A 16,402-nucleotide genomic window follows, 5' to 3' on the forward strand; every position below is an offset into this window, starting at 1 on the left:
ATCGTTTCTGCACAGGTCGGGCCGGGCGGGATTCCATGCTGACCGAATGTGACGTTCCGTGAGCCATCGGAGTGTCGGCGAGTCGCGGGTCGGTGTCGGGTCGGTCACCCGGGTGGGGCAGCGGAACAGGGCATACCCTCCGAAACCGGAACAGGGTGGTTGAGGTGTCCCCCATTCCGTCGCGGAGGTCCACGTGGAGGGTCAGCACTCGTCCGAGGGAACACCCGGGGGAGTGGAACGCGCGCGCCTGCGCAGCGCCGCGGCCGCCCTCACCTCCCTCATGGCGCTCGCCGCCACGTCCTTGGTGGCGGGCCCCGCGGTGGCCAAGACCTCGGCTGCTTCGTGCGCGCTGTCCCGCACCTCCGCGCACCACTCCCTCGGCCTCGACACCTGGGACACCGCGTATCCGCGCCCGTCCACGGACCTCGACGCGGTCATGGTCTTCCTCTCGTTCCCGGACCATGCGCCGGTCAACGCGCCGGCCGAGATCGCGGCCGACCACTTCCCCGCCACGAGTGATTTCTACGCGCGCGCCTCCTACGGGAAGTTCGCGCTGCGGCCGCATCCGCAGCACCAGTGGGTGACGATGCCGAAGGCCTCGACGGCGTACGGGATAAGGCGGGACTGGGACTCCGGGCAGCGCAGCGCATATCTGAGCGACGCGATCGCCGCCGCCGATCCGACGGTGGACTTCTCCCGCTACGACATCGTCTACCTGGTCGCCGACCCGGACGCGCCCGGCGTCGACTCCGACGCGACCAAGGTCGTCAACCTGGAAGAGCCGCTGTCCGCCGACGGCACCGACATCACACGGCTCGTCACCGTCTTCGAGCAGCATCCGCCGGACCGCAATGTGCTGGCGCACGAGACCGGGCATGTCTTCGACCTGCCGGACCTCTACCACCGGCCGACGGACGGCAAGGGCGACTGGGACACGTATGTCGGCGACTGGGATGTGATGGGCAGCCAGTTCGGACTGTCCCCGGACTTCTTCGGCTGGCACAAGTGGAAGCTGGGCTGGCTGGACGGGCGGGCCGTGCGGTGCGTGACAAAGTCCGAGCTGATCACCCTGGAGCCGCTGGCGGCCGCGCCGGCCCCGGGCGGAAGCCTCGGTACGCGGCTCGCGGTCGTCAGGACGGGCGAGGACTCGGCGCTCGCGATCGAGGCTCGGGGGGCGACCGGTAACGACGAGACGACGTGTACGGAGGGGCTGCTGCTGTACCGCGTGCAGACGGAGACGGCCTCGGGCGGCGGTCCCGTCGAGGTGGTCGACACCCACCCGGACACGGCGGCGTGCTGGGACCAGTCGGTGTATCCGCCGCTGGCGGATGCGCCGCTGGGTGTCGGCGAGACGTTCACGATGCCGGGGACGCCGGGGGAGCGGACGAGGGTGGAGGTGGTGGACCGTACGAGGACGGGCGCGTGGACGGTCAAGATCACGACGGCGTAGGCGGGGGTCAAGATCACGACGGCGTAGGCGGCGCTCCGGCCCCCGGGTGCGGGCGCGCTCCTGGTGCTGTTCCCGGGCTCGGCGGCGCCAGGGTTCCGGTCCGGGGCTCCCGGCCTGCGGGCCGGGCTTTCGATCCGGGCCCGGCTTGCCTTCCCCGTCGGCGCACGAAAAAGCCCCCCGCTTGCGCGAGGGGCTTTTTCCGTCTGTGCGCCGCCAGGGACTCGAACCCCGGACCCGCTGATTAAGAGTCAGCTGCTCTAACCAACTGAGCTAGCGGCGCCTGCTGACGTCGTAGACCTTAGCATCCTGCTCGCCGCGAGGAAAAATCGATATACGGACGCTCGGTGACGACGCCGCGCGGGCCGCCCGTACGCACGCCCAGAGCACCACCTCGGGCCCCGGCAGCCACGGGTGCCGGGTGTCCGGAGCCACCAGCCAGCGCGGCCCCGACGCGCCGGGCACGCTGGTCAGCGGCGGTACGGTCATCGCGTCCCCGATGCCGTGGCAGAGCAGCGGCGGCACGGCCTCGCCCCACTCCTCCCAGTCGAGCAGCGCCGGCAAACGGTGCGCGGTGCCGGGCGCGGCGAAGAGCAGCATCCGGCCGTGGTGCATGGCGACGGGGCCGGAGCCGGGCCCCTCCTCCCAGAGCCGGTCGAGCATGCGCCGGCCGAAGACCGTGGGCACGTTCACGACGTCGAAGACGGAGCCGCAGGGGAGCACGGCGGGAGCGGTGGGGCTGTTCTCCCAGAAGGAGAGCACCGAGCGCGGATACGCCCCGGCGGAGGCGAGCCAGCTCGCTCCGGGCGCGGTGACCTGGGTGACCTGGTGGCGGCCGTCCTCCCACGGGAGGGCGGAGGTGTCGGCCCGGCGCTCGTCGTCACCGGCGCCGGAAGTCAGCAGGGAGTCGTCTCGCAGCCATGCACTCATGCAGCAATATCTACTGGGAGTGACAGATCCGTTTCTGAGAGTTGACCAAAACGGGGACAGGGCGTGCCCGGGAGGGGTATCTTGCGCCCCGGTATATGCCAGGCGACTGATGAACCCGGCATCGAGCTCCGGCATCGCGCTACTGCTGAGATCCGCCCCGGAGCAGGTCGCGGCCGAACTCGATCATCTTTCTGGCATAGTCCTCGGTCCACTCCGCCCGCTGGGCGATGTCCCCGGGCGTCAGCCGGTCGAAGTGGCGCGGATCGGCGAGCTGGGCCGCCGCGATGGCCTGGTACTCCAGCGCCCGGTCGGCCGCCGCGCGGAAGGCGAGGGTCAGCTCGGTGGCGCGCGCCAGCAGCTCCCGCGGGTCGTCCATCGACTCCAGATCGAAGAAGTGCTCCGGGTCCGCCGCGGCCTCCGAGGGCTCGAAGAGGAGCGGTGCGGGCCGCAGCCTTCGCTCGGTCCGCTCGTGCTCTGACATGCGCTTCCTCCTGCTCATTGCCTCCGGGCCACCCTCTATTGTCCAACTCTCCGCAAGTGGGCCTACGGGGACCAGCTCACGCGGTGTTCCGCCAGGTGCGCCAGGACCGCGTGATTGGCCTCCCAGCCATCCGGAAACTTGACCGTGACGCCCAGCTGGACCGGCTCCGTCGACGGGTGTTCGTCCAGCAGATCACCGACGCCGGCCCGGCACACCACGATGCATGCGTGGCGGTGGCGGGACGCCAGCACGCACAGTCTGCCCGTCTCCAGGTGGAACGCCGTCGCGTCCGGGCGGCCCGACAGCGGGTGGAGGACGACCGTCACGTCGAACTCCCGGCCCTGCAGACGGTTCGCCGTGTCCACGGTGACATCCGTGACGCCCAGCTCCGCGAGCGCCGCGCGGACCGCCGCCGCCTGGTCGCGGTGGGCGGTGCCGACCGCGATGCGGTCGGCGGTCACCGGGACCGGGTGCGCGGACCGCTCGCTGGTGGCCGCGCCGCCGCGGTCCAGGAGCCGGCGTACCACCAGCGCCACGGCCCGTACCGCCTCGGGGTCGGTACGGGGCGTGTGCCGGGCGGGCAGTTCCAGCAGGCCCCAGCCCGACTCCGCCGCCTCGTCGAGCACCCGGTCGGGCCCCGATCCGTCCGACGGCACCCCGAAGGCGAGCCGCCGGTCGTCCGGGCCCGTGCCGCTGCGGAAGCGGGTGTACGGGTAGAACGCGTCGGAGACCAGCGGCGCGGCGGATGCCGGGAGCCGCCAGGAGACGGGCAGCCGGTGCTGCGGCAGCTCGGGATTGTGGGCCAGCAGGGTGGAGACGGCGCTCGCGGAGGGGTCGTACGACAGCCCGGCCCACTGGTCCGCGCCGACGATCGAGAACGGGTCGAGCTGCCCGGGGTCCCCCACGAACAGCGCGCGTTCGAAGAGCCCGGCGACGGCGAGCAGCGCGTCGGAGCGCATCTGGTAGGCCTCGTCGACGATGGCGTGCCGCCAGGGCTCGACGCCCTGCACATGTGCCCACTTCGCGGCGGTCGAGAGGACGATCTCCAGGCCCGCGAGGTCGCCCGCCTTGGCGGACTTGCGTACGTTGTCGAGCTCGTCGAGGGCCTTGTCGTACGGGTCGGGGTCATTGCTGTGCAGCCGCCCGACGGGCAGTTCGGGCTCCTTCTCGGCGAGCCGCACGACGAGGTCGTCCACCTGAGCGTTGGTCTGCGCGATGACCATCAGCGGCCGTCCGGCCGCGGCGAGTTCACGTGCGGCGTGCACGACGAGCGTGGACTTGCCCGCGCCGGGCGGCGAGTCCACGACGACGCCGCGGTGAGCCCCGTGAAATGTGTCGCCAAGGATCGCCTCGGTGGCCCGAGCGGCCTCACCGGCGGGGTCGAAGCCGGCGGGGTCGAAGCCGGCCGGGTCGAATGCGTGCCCGCTCACAGCACGTCCTCCGGGGTCACGGGGTCGGGGTGTTCCGCGGCGGTGCCCGGAGGCCCGCCGTGGGTCCACGGGGTCTCCTCCGGGGACGGGAGTTTCGGGCCGCCGCGCTGGTCGTGTTCGAACAGGGTCCAGGCGATCCGTTCGCCCTTGTCCGGCACGGAGCCTTCCGCCGGATCCTTGGAGCGGCCCATGCGGTCCGTCAGCCGCAGCACCAGCGTGCCCTGCGATTCGTGGCGTACGAACTCCGCCGTCTGCGGCTTGCCGTCCAGCGTGCGGTACACCTTCGCCCGCTCGCCCAGATGCGGTCGGTCGTCCGTGCGGACCGTGAGCAGCGGGCGGGGGCTCGGGCGCTTCGAGTCGGACCAGGCCATCACCACCTCGGTCACCTCGCTCAGGAACGCCTCGCCCGCGAGCCTGCGCCCGGCAAGGACGAGCGGGTCGTCCAGGGCCTCCTGCGCGTCCAGTTGGGCCTGGGCGCTCTCGCGGGAGGCGAGCTTCTGCGCGGCGGTCACCGCGTCGTCGCGGCGCGGCTGCGGCGGCTCCCCGGCCAGGATGCGGTCGCGGTGCGCCGTGAACGACCAGCGGTCCCGCGTCCAGCGGTCCGCCGCGCGGGAGCCCTCCGGCAGCTCGCGCACCAGCTCCAGGCTGCGCCACACCGCGTCCCAGGTGGGCCGCAGCTGGGTCAGCAGCAGCCGGCGGATCTCCCGTTCGGCGGCGGCCAGTTCACCCAGCCGCGCATCCGCCGCGGCCCCGTCCTCCGCCGCGCCCAGCGCCTGGCGGGCCCGGTCGTACCGCTCCACCGCCGGGGCCAGCAGCCTGTTGTCGAAGGCCGGGTCGGTCGCGGGCCCGGCCGGCGGGCAGAGCAGCTGCCCCCGCGCATCCCGCGCGAGCTCGGCCCGCAGCGCGGCCTCCGCACCCGACTCGCCCTCGGGCACGTCGATCCAGGCGAGCAGCGCCCCCAGATGCTGGTCCTCCAGCGACGACTGGCCACTCGCCCAGTGCCGGTTCAGCAGATCGGTCGCGGCGAGCAGCAGTGATGACCCGGGCACCCGGGCCCGCTCGCCGTAGTGCGTCAGCCAGCGGCCCAGCAGTGGCACACGCGGCGGTGCGGGGTGGGGCGCATCGGGGTCCTGCTCCGCCGTACGGCGAAACCGCATCGACCGGCCGAGCAGCCGTACGAAGTCGATGCCGGCCCGACCGGGCACGATCAACTGCGGTGCGTCCACGCACAGTTCGACTTCGACCTTGATCCTCTTGCCGGTCTCCGGGTCGGTCTCACTGCGCTCCGCGGGCTCGACATCATCGGCGTACGTCTCCAGATGCGGCAGCACCGCATCGGCCAGCTCGGCCAGGAACGCAAAGCGCAGATCGCGGTCGCGTGGCTGGGCCACCACCAGCAGCCGGGGCTCGTCCGCATCCGTGCCGACCAGGGCACCCAGCGGCGCGCCCGCCTCGCCCGCCGTGGTGAGCGGCACGAAGACCAGCGGCCGTTCGGACAGATGCCGGTGCCGCACCGTCGCGAGCGGTGTCGCCCGCCCCGACTCCACGGCCTCGAGTCTGGCGAGTGTGGAGATCAGCGACATCCTGCCCCCTCCAGCGCCTCGGCCCGCAGCGCCGCCGCCCGGCGCAGCGCCGCGACCGCCGGGTCGTCCGGATCCCCTGCCGCGCCGCGCGCCGCCGCCAGGACGTCGCCGATCGTCGTCAGACCGCCCAGCTCGCCGCGCACCCCGCGGCCCAGCGCCTCCACCGCGCCCGCCGCACGGGCCTTGTCCCGGCAGTGGAAGGCAAGCTCGCACGCGGCCAGGCACTCGGGTGCGTACGCGGCGGACACCGACTCCACGGCCGCCGTCAGTTCGTGTGCCGGGCGCTCCAGATCGAAGGTCGTGCCCTCGGGCAGCGCGGCGGCGATGTCCTCGATCCGGGTCAGCCGGGCCAACTGCCGCCGGGTGACCGACAACTGCTTGCGCACGTCGACGACGGACGCGGTCGGCAGATTGGAGAAGTCCTTGGGACAGACCAGCAGAATCCGGTGGGCCACCTGCGCGCCCTCCATGAGGGCGGCGACCCGCTCCAGCGCCAGTACGTACACCGCGGCCTGGCGCGCGGCCGCGCCCACCTTCGCCGCGTCCGCCGACGCGTCGATCATCGGGAACGACTTGATCTCGACAACCGTCCATCGTCCGTCGGGCGCGACAACTACCGCGTCCGGCTCCAGATAGGCGGGCGATCCCGCCACCTCCAGCGCCAGCAAGGGGTGGTCGAGCAGCGTCCACGCGTCCGCGGCAGTGGCCTCCCGCAGCGCCAGCGCCGTACGCGCGGCCCGGCCCTCGGGGCCCGCCGCCGACAGATCGGGCAGCCGGACCTCGGCCGTGCTGCCGGCGTCGGGTACGCCCAGCAGCCGCAGCAGCTCCTTGCCGCCGTCGGACTTGACCTTCGCCTCGAAGGCATTGCCCCGCATGAACGCGAACTGCGACTGCCCGAACGCCGCCGGCGACCCCAGCGCGGAGGCCAGCGCCGCCTTGTCGACCCCGGCGCCGTCGAGCAGCGCGCGCCGTTTGCAGCCGGGGTTGGCGGCCAGGGCGGCGAGCGCGCGGGCGTCGAGCGGATGCGGCTGGGCGGCGGGGCCGCGCAGCTCAGCGAGCCGCTGCCGTAGTGCTGTCGTCGGCGCCTGCGGAGGTGGTCCGCTGTCCAGGGATTCGCTCACCCGCGGAAGTCTCGCATCCGCCACTGACAATCGTGGACTTCGAGCCATAAGAGCCGGAAGGGGCGGAGGCGAAGCGGGCGCGCACGCGGTCGGCGAGGCGCATCGCCGGGCGCGTCAGCAGCGCGCCGACGCACATGACCGCGGCGCCCGCGACCGCGTCCAGGAAGTAGTGGTTGGCCGTGCCCATCACCACGAGTGTGGTGAGCAGCGGGTAGGCGACGCCGAGGACCTTCAGCAGCGGCGTACGCCCGTGCCGCCACAGCATCACACCGCACCACAGTGCCCAGCCGACGTGCAGACTCGGCATCGCCGCGTACTGATTGGTCATCGAGCCCATGCCGCGCGGCGCGCTCGCCTCGCCGCCCCACCAGCCGTACGAGCTGAACTGCGCCATCGTGTCGACGAAGCCCTGACCGGCGTCGAGGAGCCGTGGCGGGCAGGTCGGCAGAAGCGTGAAGCCGACGAGACCGAGAAGCGTGGAGAGCATCAGCCAGGTGCGCGCGGCCCGGTACCGGGCGGGTCGGCGGCGGAAGAGCCAGACCAGGATGGCCGGAGTGACGAGATAGTGCAGCGAGGCGTACGCGAAGTCGGCGGGGATGCCGAGGGCGGGGGTCTTGGTGAAGAGGCGGTTCAGGGGGTGTTCGGCGTTGAGGGAGAGTGCCTTCTCGGCCCGGAGTATCGCCATGCCGTGGTCGACGGCGGTCGTCACATCGCCGCGGGCGAGCAGTCGGCCGGCCGAGTACGCCGCGTAGACCACGGCTATCAGCGGCAGTTCGGTCCACCAGCGGGGCCGATGGCGAGGCGCGGTGTACGGCATCCGAACGTTCTCCCCCATGTGTGTTCAGGCGACCGTTGGCCACTGGTCAACCGTACGGTGTACGAGTAAGCGCTCCGCCAGCGGGTCCCGGACGGCAACCGCCCTGTACCCGACCTGTAGAGGGACGCCGGGACCGTCCAGCAGGTTGCGCCGGGTTCAGGTGCGCGATGATGGAACGACACCGAATGTGAACCTCAGGGGAGCCCCCACATGGCACCGCGCATCCTGCTCGCCCGGCACGGCCAGACCGAATGGTCGCTGCTCGGAAGGCACACCGGCCGGACGGACATCCCTCTTCTGGACGAGGGCAGGCAGGGGGCGAAACTGCTCGGGGAGCGGCTGCACCGCTCGCCGTGGTCGGGCCTGTCGGGCGTCGAGGTCCGGACCAGCCCGCTGCTGCGGGCGCGCGAGACGTGCGCGCTGGCCGGGTTCGGGGAGCGGGCGTCCTCGTGGGACGCGCTGATGGAGTGGAACTACGGGGCGTACGAGGGTCTGACCGCGGCGGAGATCCACGCGGACCGCCCGGACTGGTTCATCTGGCGCGACGGGGTCCCCGAGGGGGAGACGCTGTCGGAACTCGGCGCGCGGGCGGACGAGGTGATCGAGTGGGCGCGCTCGGCGGACCGCGATGTGCTGGTCTTCGCGCACGGCCACATCCTGCGCGTCCTGGGCGCGCGCTGGCTGAACCAGGACCCGTCGTTCGCGGCGCGCATCAGGCTGGACCCGACGTCGCTGTCGGTTCTGGGCTGGGCCTACGCGGAGCCGGCGGTGGAGCGGTGGAACGACACGGGGCACATGGAGGGGTGAGTTCCCCGGCGCGGGGCGGGTTTCTTTCCCCACCGCGCCTTTCCTGATCCCTCGAAGGGGCGTCCGGGGTTCGGGGGCGGACCCCCGAGGACGCCGCACCTCGTCACACCCCTCGCACCGCCTCCGCGAGCCGGTCCAGGAACGACCCGACGTCCCCCCGCCCCCGCTCCGGCCGCAGCACATTCGCCGTCTCCGACAGCATCGACTGGATGCGCGAGGACTGGACCCCGTCCATCAGGTCCAGCACCTGGTGGCCCGCGTCCGCCGCCTCGTCGGGGAAGCCCCCGCGCGCCAGGTCCGCCGCCAGTTCCGCGCGGTACAGCGCCAGGTTGCGGGTGAAGCGGCGGTCCTGGAGGGCCGCCGCCCGGCGCGCATGGCGGGCCGCCCGTGGCCATTCGCCCAGCGCCGCCCAGCACTGCGCCTGCAGTGCCTCCAGCTCGGGCTCCCCGAAGAAGGACATCCACTCCGGATCCGCCTCCGCCGCCCCCCGGTCGAAGTAGGCATGCGCCCGCGCCAGCGACTTCTCGCAGCCCGGCCGGTCCCCCAGCCCCGCCCAGCCGCCCGCCTCCCGCAGCGAGAGCAGCGAGAGCAGCCGCGGTGAGGCCAGCCGGCGGGCCGCCTGCTGGCCCGCCTGGGCCGAGCGCACGGCCTCCCGGGGCCGGCCCGCGTCCCGCGCCAGGAACGAGGTATTGCAGAAGGCGTGTGCCTCCAGTGCCTCGTCGCCCGCCACTCGCGCCGTCGCCAGCGCCTCCGCGTAGTGCGAACGCGCATCGTCGAAGCGGCCCGAGTCGTGCGCCAGCCAGCCCACCGAGATGGCGAGTTCGCCCGCCCCCGCGTGCAGCCGGTCCGCGGTCGAACGGCGTGCCGTCAGTCCGGCGTCGAGTAGCGCGTACGCGGCCCGCAGCGGCTGGGCGGCCCGCTGGTAGAGCCCGTCCGCGCCGTGCCGGTCGTCGAGCAGCCGGATCCGCCGTACCGCTTCCTCGACGGCGTTCACCTCCGCGTCGCCGACCCGGCGCTGTGCGGGCACGAGACCGAGGCCGAGCCCGAGGGATGCGGCCGCCAGCGTGGCGGGGCCGCTCGTCATGAATGCGCGACGCAGCACGTCGCTCACCTCGTCGATGTTGCTGTCAAAGGGACTGTTGGGACTGACGGGACTGCCGGAACTGGTGGGGCTGTCACATGGACGGAGACAAGGGCCGTCCGGTTCCGGCGGGCGGCCCCGGCCACCCCGGCCACCCCGCCCGCCCCGCACCTGTTCCCGTGCCGTGAACCCCAGGTCCCCCAGCGCCAGACCGGGAAACATGTGCAGGAACACCCGCTCGTACGCGTAGTTCGGACAGCGGATCTCGCCCGCCTCGACGCGCCCGATGTAGCGGGCGTCGCACGAGACCTGCTCGCCGATCTCCCGCGCGGCCCTGCGTACGGCCGCGGCGAACTCCCCGGGCGAGCGCTGTCCGCGCAGCCGGCGAAAGGCGAGGTTGGGAACCGCCCGTGCTGCCTGTGACGATGACGATGACGACGCCATGGCCGAGCCCTCTCTTGGTGCAGCTCTTCATGCAGCCGTGTTCCGGCGGAGCAAGAACGTACCCGCTGTGACGGGCCACTTACACAGAGTTTGCCTACAAAAGGGATATCTCCCCCTCGATCTGCCATGAACTGCCACCCTTTGCGGCGGCGTGCCGCCGTAGCCCTTGACGCGTACAGGCGTTGAACCCTTCGGAGGCCCGACAGGTGTCTCCACTCGAGCGAGGAGGGGATCCCCTTGTTGGAGGTCGGCATGAAGACCAGCGCCAACCGCGACGCGACCGGCTCAGGCACGACTGCTGCAACTGCTCGCCACAGGCCAACCCCGGACAGCAGCGCACCACCCCACAGAGCCCCGGCCGATGACGACACCGAGCCCTGCGACCTGGTGACCGTCCCCGCCCGCCAGGGGCTCGAGGCGGTGGACATCCTGCGCCGCGGCTCGGACACCCCGGCCGTCGGCCCGGTACTCCACGACGGCGCCTGCGACACCCTCGGCTTCCTGGTGCCGCCCGGCACCGCCAACGGCTGGGACATGCCGGGCAGCGCCTGTACGCAGACCTCGGGACGCGGTCTGCGTATCCCCGCCGAGCCCCCGGTCACCGGCTCCGGCTGGCTGCTGCCGCCGGACGACGCGGGTCCGGTCACCGACCCGGAGGTGCTGCGCGAGGCGCTCGACGAGGCGGCCCGCCTGATTGAGGCCGCCGACAACTGCGTCTGAGCCGATAATGGCTGAGTAACAGGGAATCCCGGCCGGTCTGCCCGCAGCCGACGGGCCGGGCACCCGCGGACTCAGCGAGCGAGGAACGAGCGCGTGCAGCGTCGAGGAGCGTCGAGCGGGGGTACGAGCGCCCGGAGGCGAGCCGAGCGCAAAAAGGGCCCTGAGCCCGTCGTCGAGCAGGTCGACGGCGGGCTCGCAGAGCTGATACCCGACCCCGACCGGCCGCGCGGCTGGACGCTGCTCGTCGACGGCGCCCCGCAGTCCCATGTCGACCTCGACGACCCGGCCCATCTCTCCTTCGAGTACCAGCGCCGCCTCGGCCATGTCGCCGATCTCGCGGCCCCGCCCGGCCGCCCGCTTCAGGTCGTGCATCTCGGCGGCGGGGCCTTCACCCTCGCCCGCTACATCGCGGCGACCCGCCCCCGTTCCACTCAGCAGATCGTCGAGCTGGACGCCTCGCTGGTCCAACTGGTCCGCAGACAGCTGCCGTTGGACCCGGGCGCCCGCATACGGGTCCGGTCCACCGATGCCCGCACCGGGCTCGCCAAGGTCCCGGACGGCTGGGCGGATCTCCTGATAGCCGATGTCTTCAGCGGCGCCCGCACCCCCGCGCATCTGACCAGTACGGAATTCCTCGCCGAGGTGCGCAGGGTTCTGGCGCCGGGCGGGCGGTACACGGCGAACCTCGCCGACGGGCCGCCGCTGGCCCATATTCGCGCCCAGGTCGCCACCGCCGCGGCCGTCTTCCCCGAACTCGCGCTCGCGGCCGATCCGACCGTGCTGCGCGGCCGCCGCTTCGGCAATGCGGTGCTGCTGGCCTCCGATCTGCCGCTGCCCGTCGCCGAACTGACCAGGCGGGTGGCGAGCGACCCGCACCCCGGCCGGGTCGAACACGGCAGAGCGCTGGTCGACTTCACGGGCGGCGCGGCCGCGGTCACCGACGCGAGTGCGAAGCCCTCGCCCGTGCCGCCGCCGGAGGCGTTCCGCTAGACCCCGGAGCCCTGGGGCCCAAGTGCCGGCAGCCCCTTAGCGATCGTCGAACTCGACCGTCGGCGCATGACCGTTCCAGGTGCAGAACACCGAGACCTCGCGGCCGTTCTGGGTGAATGTCACCCGGATCCACTCCGGCTGCTTCCAGACCTGCATCTGCCAGCCCGAGTCCGGCGTCGCCGAGACCAGTTCCGCCGACGTCTTGCCGATGTCGAAGACGATCCGGCCGCCATCGACCGTATAGCCCTTCACATTTCCGGACGTTGGCGGTGAATAGGCGGGCGGCGAGGACGGCGGTGTGCTCTTGGACGGCTTCGCGGGCGGCGGTGTGGCCGACGGTTTGCGGTCCTTGTCCGCCGCGTCCGACCGCGACGGCGACGAACTCGGCGGCCGCCGTGTGGAGGAGGCCACCGGCTTCGCGCCCTGCGCGGTGACCGGGTCAGCGCTGATGGGCAGCGCGCGCGGCCGGTCGTACGCGGTCCCGGACATGACGGTGTGGACGCCCCACCAGGAGAGCGTGACCGCCGCTCCGGTGGACAGCGACCACGCCATGGCATGTACGAGTCCTCTGCGCATCGGGCCCATACTGCACCACGCGCCCCACAGCTGTCCTCAGTCCCCATGGTCGTCTCTTGGATCTTCCAGAGGACCGACGTACTCCGGATGGCGTACGGTGCCGCCCATGGCAAGTGTGCTCGTGGTCGAGGACGACCAGTTCGTGCGCTCCGCCCTCATCCGGCACTTGACCGAGGCCTCCCACACGGTACGGAGCGTCGGCACGGCCCTCGAGGCGCTGCGCGAGGTGGCCCATTTCCGTTTCGACGTGGTCATCCTCGACCTCGGCCTGCCCGATCTGGACGGGTCCGAGGCGCTCAAGATGCTGCGCGGCATCACCGACGTGCCGGTGATCATCGCGACCGCGCGGGACGACGAGGCGGAGATCGTACGGCTGCTCAACGACGGTGCCGACGACTACCTCATCAAGCCCTTCTCGGTGGAGCATCTGTCCGCGCGGATGGCCGCAGTGCTGCGCCGGTCGCGGGCCTCGGCCGCGGACGCGCCGCCCTCGCGCGTCATCCAGGTCGGCGGGCTCTCCATCGACCCGTTGCGCCGGCAGGCCGAGCTGGACGGAGCGGCTCTCGATCTCACCCGCCGCGAGTTCGACCTGCTGGCGTTCCTGGCCGGGCGGCCGGGCGTCGTCGTCCCACGCAAGGAACTGCTCGCGGAGGTCTGGCAGCAGAGCTACGGCGACGACCAGACCATTGACGTACATCTGTCGTGGCTGCGGCGGAAGTTGGGCGAAACCGCGGCCAGGCCCCGGTACCTTCACACCCTGCGCGGAGTCGGCGTCAAGCTGGAGCCGCCGAACGGACACGGGTCGAGCGGACCCCAGTCGAACGGACACCGGCCATGAGATGGGCCCTGGTCAAGGTCTCCCTTGCCGTCACGGCGATGGTCGTGTTGGCCTTCGCGTTCCCGCTCGGGCTCGTCATCAAGGAGATGGCCAGCGACCGGGCCTTCTCCAACGCCGAGCGGCAGGCCGCGGCCATCGGCCCGACCCTCTCCATCACGGCCGAACGCGATCCGCTCGAGCGGGCCGTGATGTCCACGCAGGCCGGCGCGGCCGGGCGGATGGCCGTGCACATCCCGGCCTCCGGCGAGCCGGGCAGCCAGCCGGTGACCATCGGCACCCGCCGGGCCGCGCAGAAGGACCTGGCCACCACCCAGCGCCTCGGCCGCGCCTCCATCACGGAGGTGACCGACGGCTCCGCGCTGCTCCAGCCGACCGCCATCAGCACCGGCCAGATCGCGGTCGTCGAGGTCTTCGTGCCCGAGGGCGAGGTCTCCAACGGCGTCAGCACCGCCTGGCTGGTGCTCGGCGGCGTCGGCATCGGGCTGATCGTCGGCTCGGTCGCGGTCGCGGACCGGCTCGGCATCCGGATGGTGCAGCCCGCCCAGCGGCTCGCGGGCGCCGCGCACGACCTGGGCGAGGGCAGACTGGGGGCCCGGGTCCCGGAGGAGGGGCCGACCGAGCTGCGCTCCGCCGCGATCGCCTTCAACTCCATGGCCGACCAGGTGGTCCAGCTCCTCGCCAATGAGCGCGAGCTCGCGGCCGACCTCTCGCACCGGCTGCGTACACCGCTGACCGTGCTGCGCCTCAACGCCGCCTCGCTCGGCGAAGGACCCGCAGCCGACCAGACCAGGGCGGCCGTCGAGCAGCTGGAGCGCGAGGTCGACACGATCATCCGCACGGCGCGCGAGGCCAAGCCGCAGACCGCGGCGACCGGCCCCGGCGCGGGCTGCGACGCCGCCGAAGTCGTCCGGCAGCGGATGGACTTCTGGTCGGCGCTCGCGGAGGACGAGGGCCGCAAGGTGCGGGTCGCGGGCGTCGAGGCGCCGGTACGCATCCCGGTGGCCCGCCCCGAACTGGCCGCCGCGCTCGACGCGCTGCTCGGCAATGTCTTCCGCCACACCCCGGAGGGCACGGCCTTCTCCGTCGACCTGCACAACGGCGACGACGCGGTCATCGTGCTGGTCTCGGACGCGGGTCCGGGCATCGAGGACCCGGAGGCGGCGATGGCCCGCGGCAACAGTGGGGGCAGGGACGGCTCGACGGGGCTCGGCCTGGACATAGTGCGCAGGGTCGCGGAGTCGACGGGCGGGGACGTACGGATCGGCAGGTCGGTGCTCGGCGGCACGGAGGTACGGATCTGGATCGGGCTCGACCCGCGCGCAGGGGTGCCGGGAGAGCGGACGCGGGGGCACCGGGGGACGGTCAGGCGCCGCAGGCGTGCGACGGCGTAGTGCGCCGAGACCGGGGCACAAGCCGCCCGAAGCGGGCTCGATCGGGCTCACCGGCGCTCGCACTGGTCTCGACCATTAATCCGCTCCGATGCCCTCCTTAAGGGCGTCCTAAGAAGTCCAACCCCCGCCCCGAACAGGCCATTTGTCCGTTTGCCGACCGCTAGCGTGCTGCCACACCCCCACCCCCGTAACGCAGAGGCAGGCACGCAATGGGCAGCACTACGCACCGGCGCACGGCGAGCGCAAAGACCAAGGCGCTCGGCGCCATTGTCGCGGCCGCGGTGATCGGCGGCGCGGCGTTCGCTCTCACGGGCACCGCACAGGCCGCGTCCGTCGGCGCCGCCTACACCAAGACGAGCTCCTGGACAGGCGGTTACACCGGCCAGTACGTCATCACCAATGACACCGACAAGGCAGAGTCGGACTGGACCCTCGAATTCGATCTCCCCGCGGGCACCACGATCAGCTCGCTGTGGAACGGCGAGCACACCGTCAGCGGTCAGCACGTCACCGTGAAGCCCGCCAGCTGGAACAAGCGGCTCGCGCCCGGTGCCTCGGTGACCGTCGGCTTCGTCACCGCCGCGAGCGGCAGCGCGACCCCCGCCGACCCGACCTCCTGTCTCATCAACACGGTCAAGTGCTCGATCGACGACGGCGCGACCCCGCAGCCGAGCGGCCGCCCCACCGAGCAGCCGACGCCCACCCCGACCCCGACCGAGAGCGCCACGCCCACCAAGCCCCCGACCTCGGAGCCCACTCCGACGTCGACGCCCACCACGCCCGGCACCGGGTCCGCCGCGCGCTTCGCGCCGTACGTCGACACGTCCCTCTACCCGGCGTACGACCTGGTGGACACCGCGACCAAGACCGGGGTCAAGGAGTTCAATCTGGCCTTCATCACCTCCGGCGGCAGCTGCGCCCCCCTCTGGGGTGGTGTCACCGACCTCGCCAGCGACGGTGTGGCCTCCCAGATAGGCGCGCTGCGCGCCAAGGGCGGCGACGTCCGGGTCTCCTTCGGCGGCGCCGCGGGCTCCGAGCTCGCGCTCAAGTGCTCCTCCGCCGATGAGCTGGCGAAGGCCTACGGCAAGGTCGTCGACGAGTACAAGCTCACCAAGGTCGACTTCGACATCGAGGGCGCGGCCCTGCCGGACACCGCCGCCAACTCCCGCCGCTCGCAGGCGATCGCGCAGCTCCAGAAGTCACACCCGGGCCTGGACGTCTCCTTCACGCTGCCCGTGATGCCCGAGGGACTCACCCAGCCCGGCGTGGATCTGGTCGCCGACGCCAAGAAGAACGGCGTGAAGGTCGACGCGGTCAACATCATGGCGATGGACTACGGACCCGCCTACAGCGGTGACATGGGCGAGTACGCCATCCAGGCGGCGACCGCGACCCAGGCGCAGATCAAGGGCGTGCTCGGCCTGTCGGACGCCGCCGCGTGGAAGGCCGTCGCCGTCACCCCGATGATCGGCGTCAACGACGTCGCGAGCGAGATCTTCAAGGTCGACGACGCCACCCAGCTGGTCGACTTCGCGAAGTCGAAGAACCTGGGCTGGCTGGCGATGTGGTCCTCGGGGCGTGACAAGGAGTGCGCGGGCGGCGCGAAGCCGACCGCGGACGCGACGTGCAGCTCGATCGTCCAGGAGCCGCTGGCCTTCACGAAGGCGTTCGGCGCCTTCAAGTAGGCCGCGGAGAGTACGCAGCCCCCCAACGCGTCCCGGCCGGACTCCCCCCATCCGGCCGGGA

15 protein-coding genes and 1 tRNA gene are annotated in these 16,402 nt (G+C 72.3%); 7 read left to right on the plus strand and 9 right to left on the minus strand.

Annotated features, from left to right (window positions below; translation table 11 throughout):
- The first annotated feature begins 280 nt into the window (after window positions 1-280).
- Complete coding sequence (locus tag ACQEVG_RS04705; protein ID WP_432985067.1) at window positions 281-1,450, plus strand: M6 family metalloprotease domain-containing protein; 1,170 nt, start codon at window positions 281-283, stop codon at window positions 1,448-1,450.
- A gap of 206 nt (window positions 1,451-1,656) precedes the next feature.
- Here ACQEVG_RS04705 and ACQEVG_RS04710 read toward each other — a convergent pair.
- The 7 genes from ACQEVG_RS04710 to ACQEVG_RS04740 form a co-directional block, all read right to left on the minus strand.
- Window positions 1,657-1,730 (minus strand) — tRNA-Lys (locus tag ACQEVG_RS04710).
- On the minus strand, window positions 1,721-2,377 hold the full coding sequence (locus ACQEVG_RS04715) for a bifunctional DNA primase/polymerase (protein WP_432977430.1): 657 nt from the start codon (window positions 2,375-2,377) through the stop codon (window positions 1,721-1,723). Before ACQEVG_RS04715 ends, ACQEVG_RS04710 begins: the two co-directional genes overlap by 10 nt.
- A 139-nt stretch (window positions 2,378-2,516) precedes the next feature.
- Window positions 2,517-2,858, minus strand: a complete 342-nt coding sequence (locus ACQEVG_RS04720) for a hypothetical protein (protein WP_432977433.1) — start codon at window positions 2,856-2,858, stop codon at window positions 2,517-2,519.
- A 62-nt stretch (window positions 2,859-2,920) separates the two neighbouring features.
- The gene (locus tag ACQEVG_RS04725) at window positions 2,921-4,288 is read right to left on the minus strand and encodes an AAA domain-containing protein (RefSeq protein ID WP_432977436.1); all 1,368 of its coding nucleotides are present in this window, start codon (window positions 4,286-4,288) and stop codon (window positions 2,921-2,923) included.
- Window positions 4,285-5,871 carry a hypothetical protein gene (locus ACQEVG_RS04730; RefSeq protein WP_432977439.1) on the minus strand — a complete coding sequence of 529 codons (1,587 nt, stop codon included), beginning with the start codon at window positions 5,869-5,871 and terminating at the stop codon, window positions 4,285-4,287. The genes ACQEVG_RS04725 and ACQEVG_RS04730 overlap by 4 nt, the downstream gene beginning before the upstream one ends.
- Window positions 5,862-6,992, minus strand: a complete 1,131-nt coding sequence (locus ACQEVG_RS04735) for a hypothetical protein (RefSeq protein WP_432977442.1) — start codon at window positions 6,990-6,992, stop codon at window positions 5,862-5,864. Before ACQEVG_RS04735 ends, ACQEVG_RS04730 begins: the two co-directional genes overlap by 10 nt.
- A complete protein-coding gene (locus ACQEVG_RS04740) occupies window positions 6,922-7,827 on the minus strand; it encodes a phosphatase PAP2 family protein (RefSeq protein ID WP_432977445.1) in 906 nt (301 codons plus the stop codon). The genes ACQEVG_RS04735 and ACQEVG_RS04740 overlap by 71 nt, the downstream gene beginning before the upstream one ends.
- A 192-nt stretch (window positions 7,828-8,019) precedes the next feature.
- Between ACQEVG_RS04740 and ACQEVG_RS04745 the strand changes: the two genes are divergently transcribed.
- Complete coding sequence (locus tag ACQEVG_RS04745) at window positions 8,020-8,616, plus strand: histidine phosphatase family protein (protein ID WP_432977448.1); 597 nt, start codon at window positions 8,020-8,022, stop codon at window positions 8,614-8,616.
- Window positions 8,617-8,719: 103 nt separating this feature from the next.
- Here ACQEVG_RS04745 and ACQEVG_RS04750 read toward each other — a convergent pair whose 3' ends face one another.
- Window positions 8,720-10,141 carry a tetratricopeptide repeat protein gene (locus ACQEVG_RS04750; protein ID WP_432977451.1) on the minus strand — a complete coding sequence of 474 codons (1,422 nt, stop codon included), beginning with the start codon at window positions 10,139-10,141 and terminating at the stop codon, window positions 8,720-8,722.
- A gap of 252 nt (window positions 10,142-10,393) precedes the next feature.
- Here ACQEVG_RS04750 and ACQEVG_RS04755 point away from each other — a divergent pair, with 252 nt between their 5' ends.
- A complete protein-coding gene (locus ACQEVG_RS04755; protein WP_432977454.1) occupies window positions 10,394-10,861 on the plus strand; it encodes a hypothetical protein in 468 nt (155 codons plus the stop codon).
- Between the two features lie 93 nt (window positions 10,862-10,954).
- Complete coding sequence (locus ACQEVG_RS04760; RefSeq protein ID WP_432977457.1) at window positions 10,955-11,851, plus strand: spermidine synthase; 897 nt, start codon at window positions 10,955-10,957, stop codon at window positions 11,849-11,851.
- Between the two features lie 36 nt (window positions 11,852-11,887).
- Here ACQEVG_RS04760 and ACQEVG_RS04765 read toward each other — a convergent pair whose 3' ends face one another.
- Window positions 11,888-12,436, minus strand: a complete 549-nt coding sequence (locus tag ACQEVG_RS04765) for a hypothetical protein (protein WP_432977460.1) — start codon at window positions 12,434-12,436, stop codon at window positions 11,888-11,890.
- A gap of 97 nt (window positions 12,437-12,533) precedes the next feature.
- On the opposite strand from ACQEVG_RS04765, the gene ACQEVG_RS04770 reads away from it, so the two are divergent.
- The 3 genes from ACQEVG_RS04770 to ACQEVG_RS04780 all read left to right on the plus strand — a co-directional run bounded on the left by ACQEVG_RS04770 (window position 12,534) and on the right by ACQEVG_RS04780 (window position 16,341).
- Window positions 12,534-13,265: a response regulator transcription factor gene (locus ACQEVG_RS04770; RefSeq protein WP_432977463.1), complete on the plus strand. Its 732-nt coding sequence runs from the start codon at window positions 12,534-12,536 to the stop codon at window positions 13,263-13,265.
- Entirely contained in the window at window positions 13,262-14,656 is a 1,395-nt protein-coding gene (locus ACQEVG_RS04775) for a sensor histidine kinase (protein ID WP_432977466.1), read from the plus strand. Before ACQEVG_RS04770 ends, ACQEVG_RS04775 begins: the two co-directional genes overlap by 4 nt.
- Before the next feature lie 209 nt (window positions 14,657-14,865).
- The gene (locus tag ACQEVG_RS04780; RefSeq protein ID WP_432977469.1) at window positions 14,866-16,341 is read left to right on the plus strand and encodes a glycoside hydrolase family 18 protein; all 1,476 of its coding nucleotides are present in this window, start codon (window positions 14,866-14,868) and stop codon (window positions 16,339-16,341) included.
- The last annotated feature ends 61 nt before the right edge of the window (window positions 16,342-16,402 follow it).

It is taken from the genome of Streptomyces sp. CA-135486 (assembly GCF_050936555.1).
Taxonomy (GTDB): Bacteria; Actinomycetota; Actinomycetes; order Streptomycetales; family Streptomycetaceae; genus Streptomyces.

Coding starts and splice junctions, on each gene's coding strand:
- ACQEVG_RS04705 (WP_432985067.1), top strand. CDS start 281: ATGGCGCTCGCCGCCACGTCCTTGGTGGCGGGCCCCGCGGTGGCCAAG.
- ACQEVG_RS04715 (WP_432977430.1), bottom strand. CDS start 2,377: ATGAGTGCATGGCTGCGAGACGACTCCCTGCTGACTTCCGGCGCCGGT.
- ACQEVG_RS04720 (WP_432977433.1), bottom strand. CDS start 2,858: ATGTCAGAGCACGAGCGGACCGAGCGAAGGCTGCGGCCCGCACCGCTC.
- ACQEVG_RS04730 (WP_432977439.1), bottom strand. CDS start 5,871: ATGTCGCTGATCTCCACACTCGCCAGACTCGAGGCCGTGGAGTCGGGG.
- ACQEVG_RS04740 (WP_432977445.1), bottom strand. CDS start 7,827: ATGGGGGAGAACGTTCGGATGCCGTACACCGCGCCTCGCCATCGGCCC.
- ACQEVG_RS04745 (WP_432977448.1), top strand. CDS start 8,020: ATGGCACCGCGCATCCTGCTCGCCCGGCACGGCCAGACCGAATGGTCG.
- ACQEVG_RS04750 (WP_432977451.1), bottom strand. CDS start 10,141: ATGGCGTCGTCATCGTCATCGTCACAGGCAGCACGGGCGGTTCCCAAC.
- ACQEVG_RS04755 (WP_432977454.1), top strand. CDS start 10,394: ATGAAGACCAGCGCCAACCGCGACGCGACCGGCTCAGGCACGACTGCT.
- ACQEVG_RS04765 (WP_432977460.1), bottom strand. CDS start 12,436: ATGGGCCCGATGCGCAGAGGACTCGTACATGCCATGGCGTGGTCGCTG.
- ACQEVG_RS04770 (WP_432977463.1), top strand. CDS start 12,534: ATGGCAAGTGTGCTCGTGGTCGAGGACGACCAGTTCGTGCGCTCCGCC.
- ACQEVG_RS04775 (WP_432977466.1), top strand. CDS start 13,262: ATGAGATGGGCCCTGGTCAAGGTCTCCCTTGCCGTCACGGCGATGGTC.
- ACQEVG_RS04780 (WP_432977469.1), top strand. CDS start 14,866: ATGGGCAGCACTACGCACCGGCGCACGGCGAGCGCAAAGACCAAGGCG.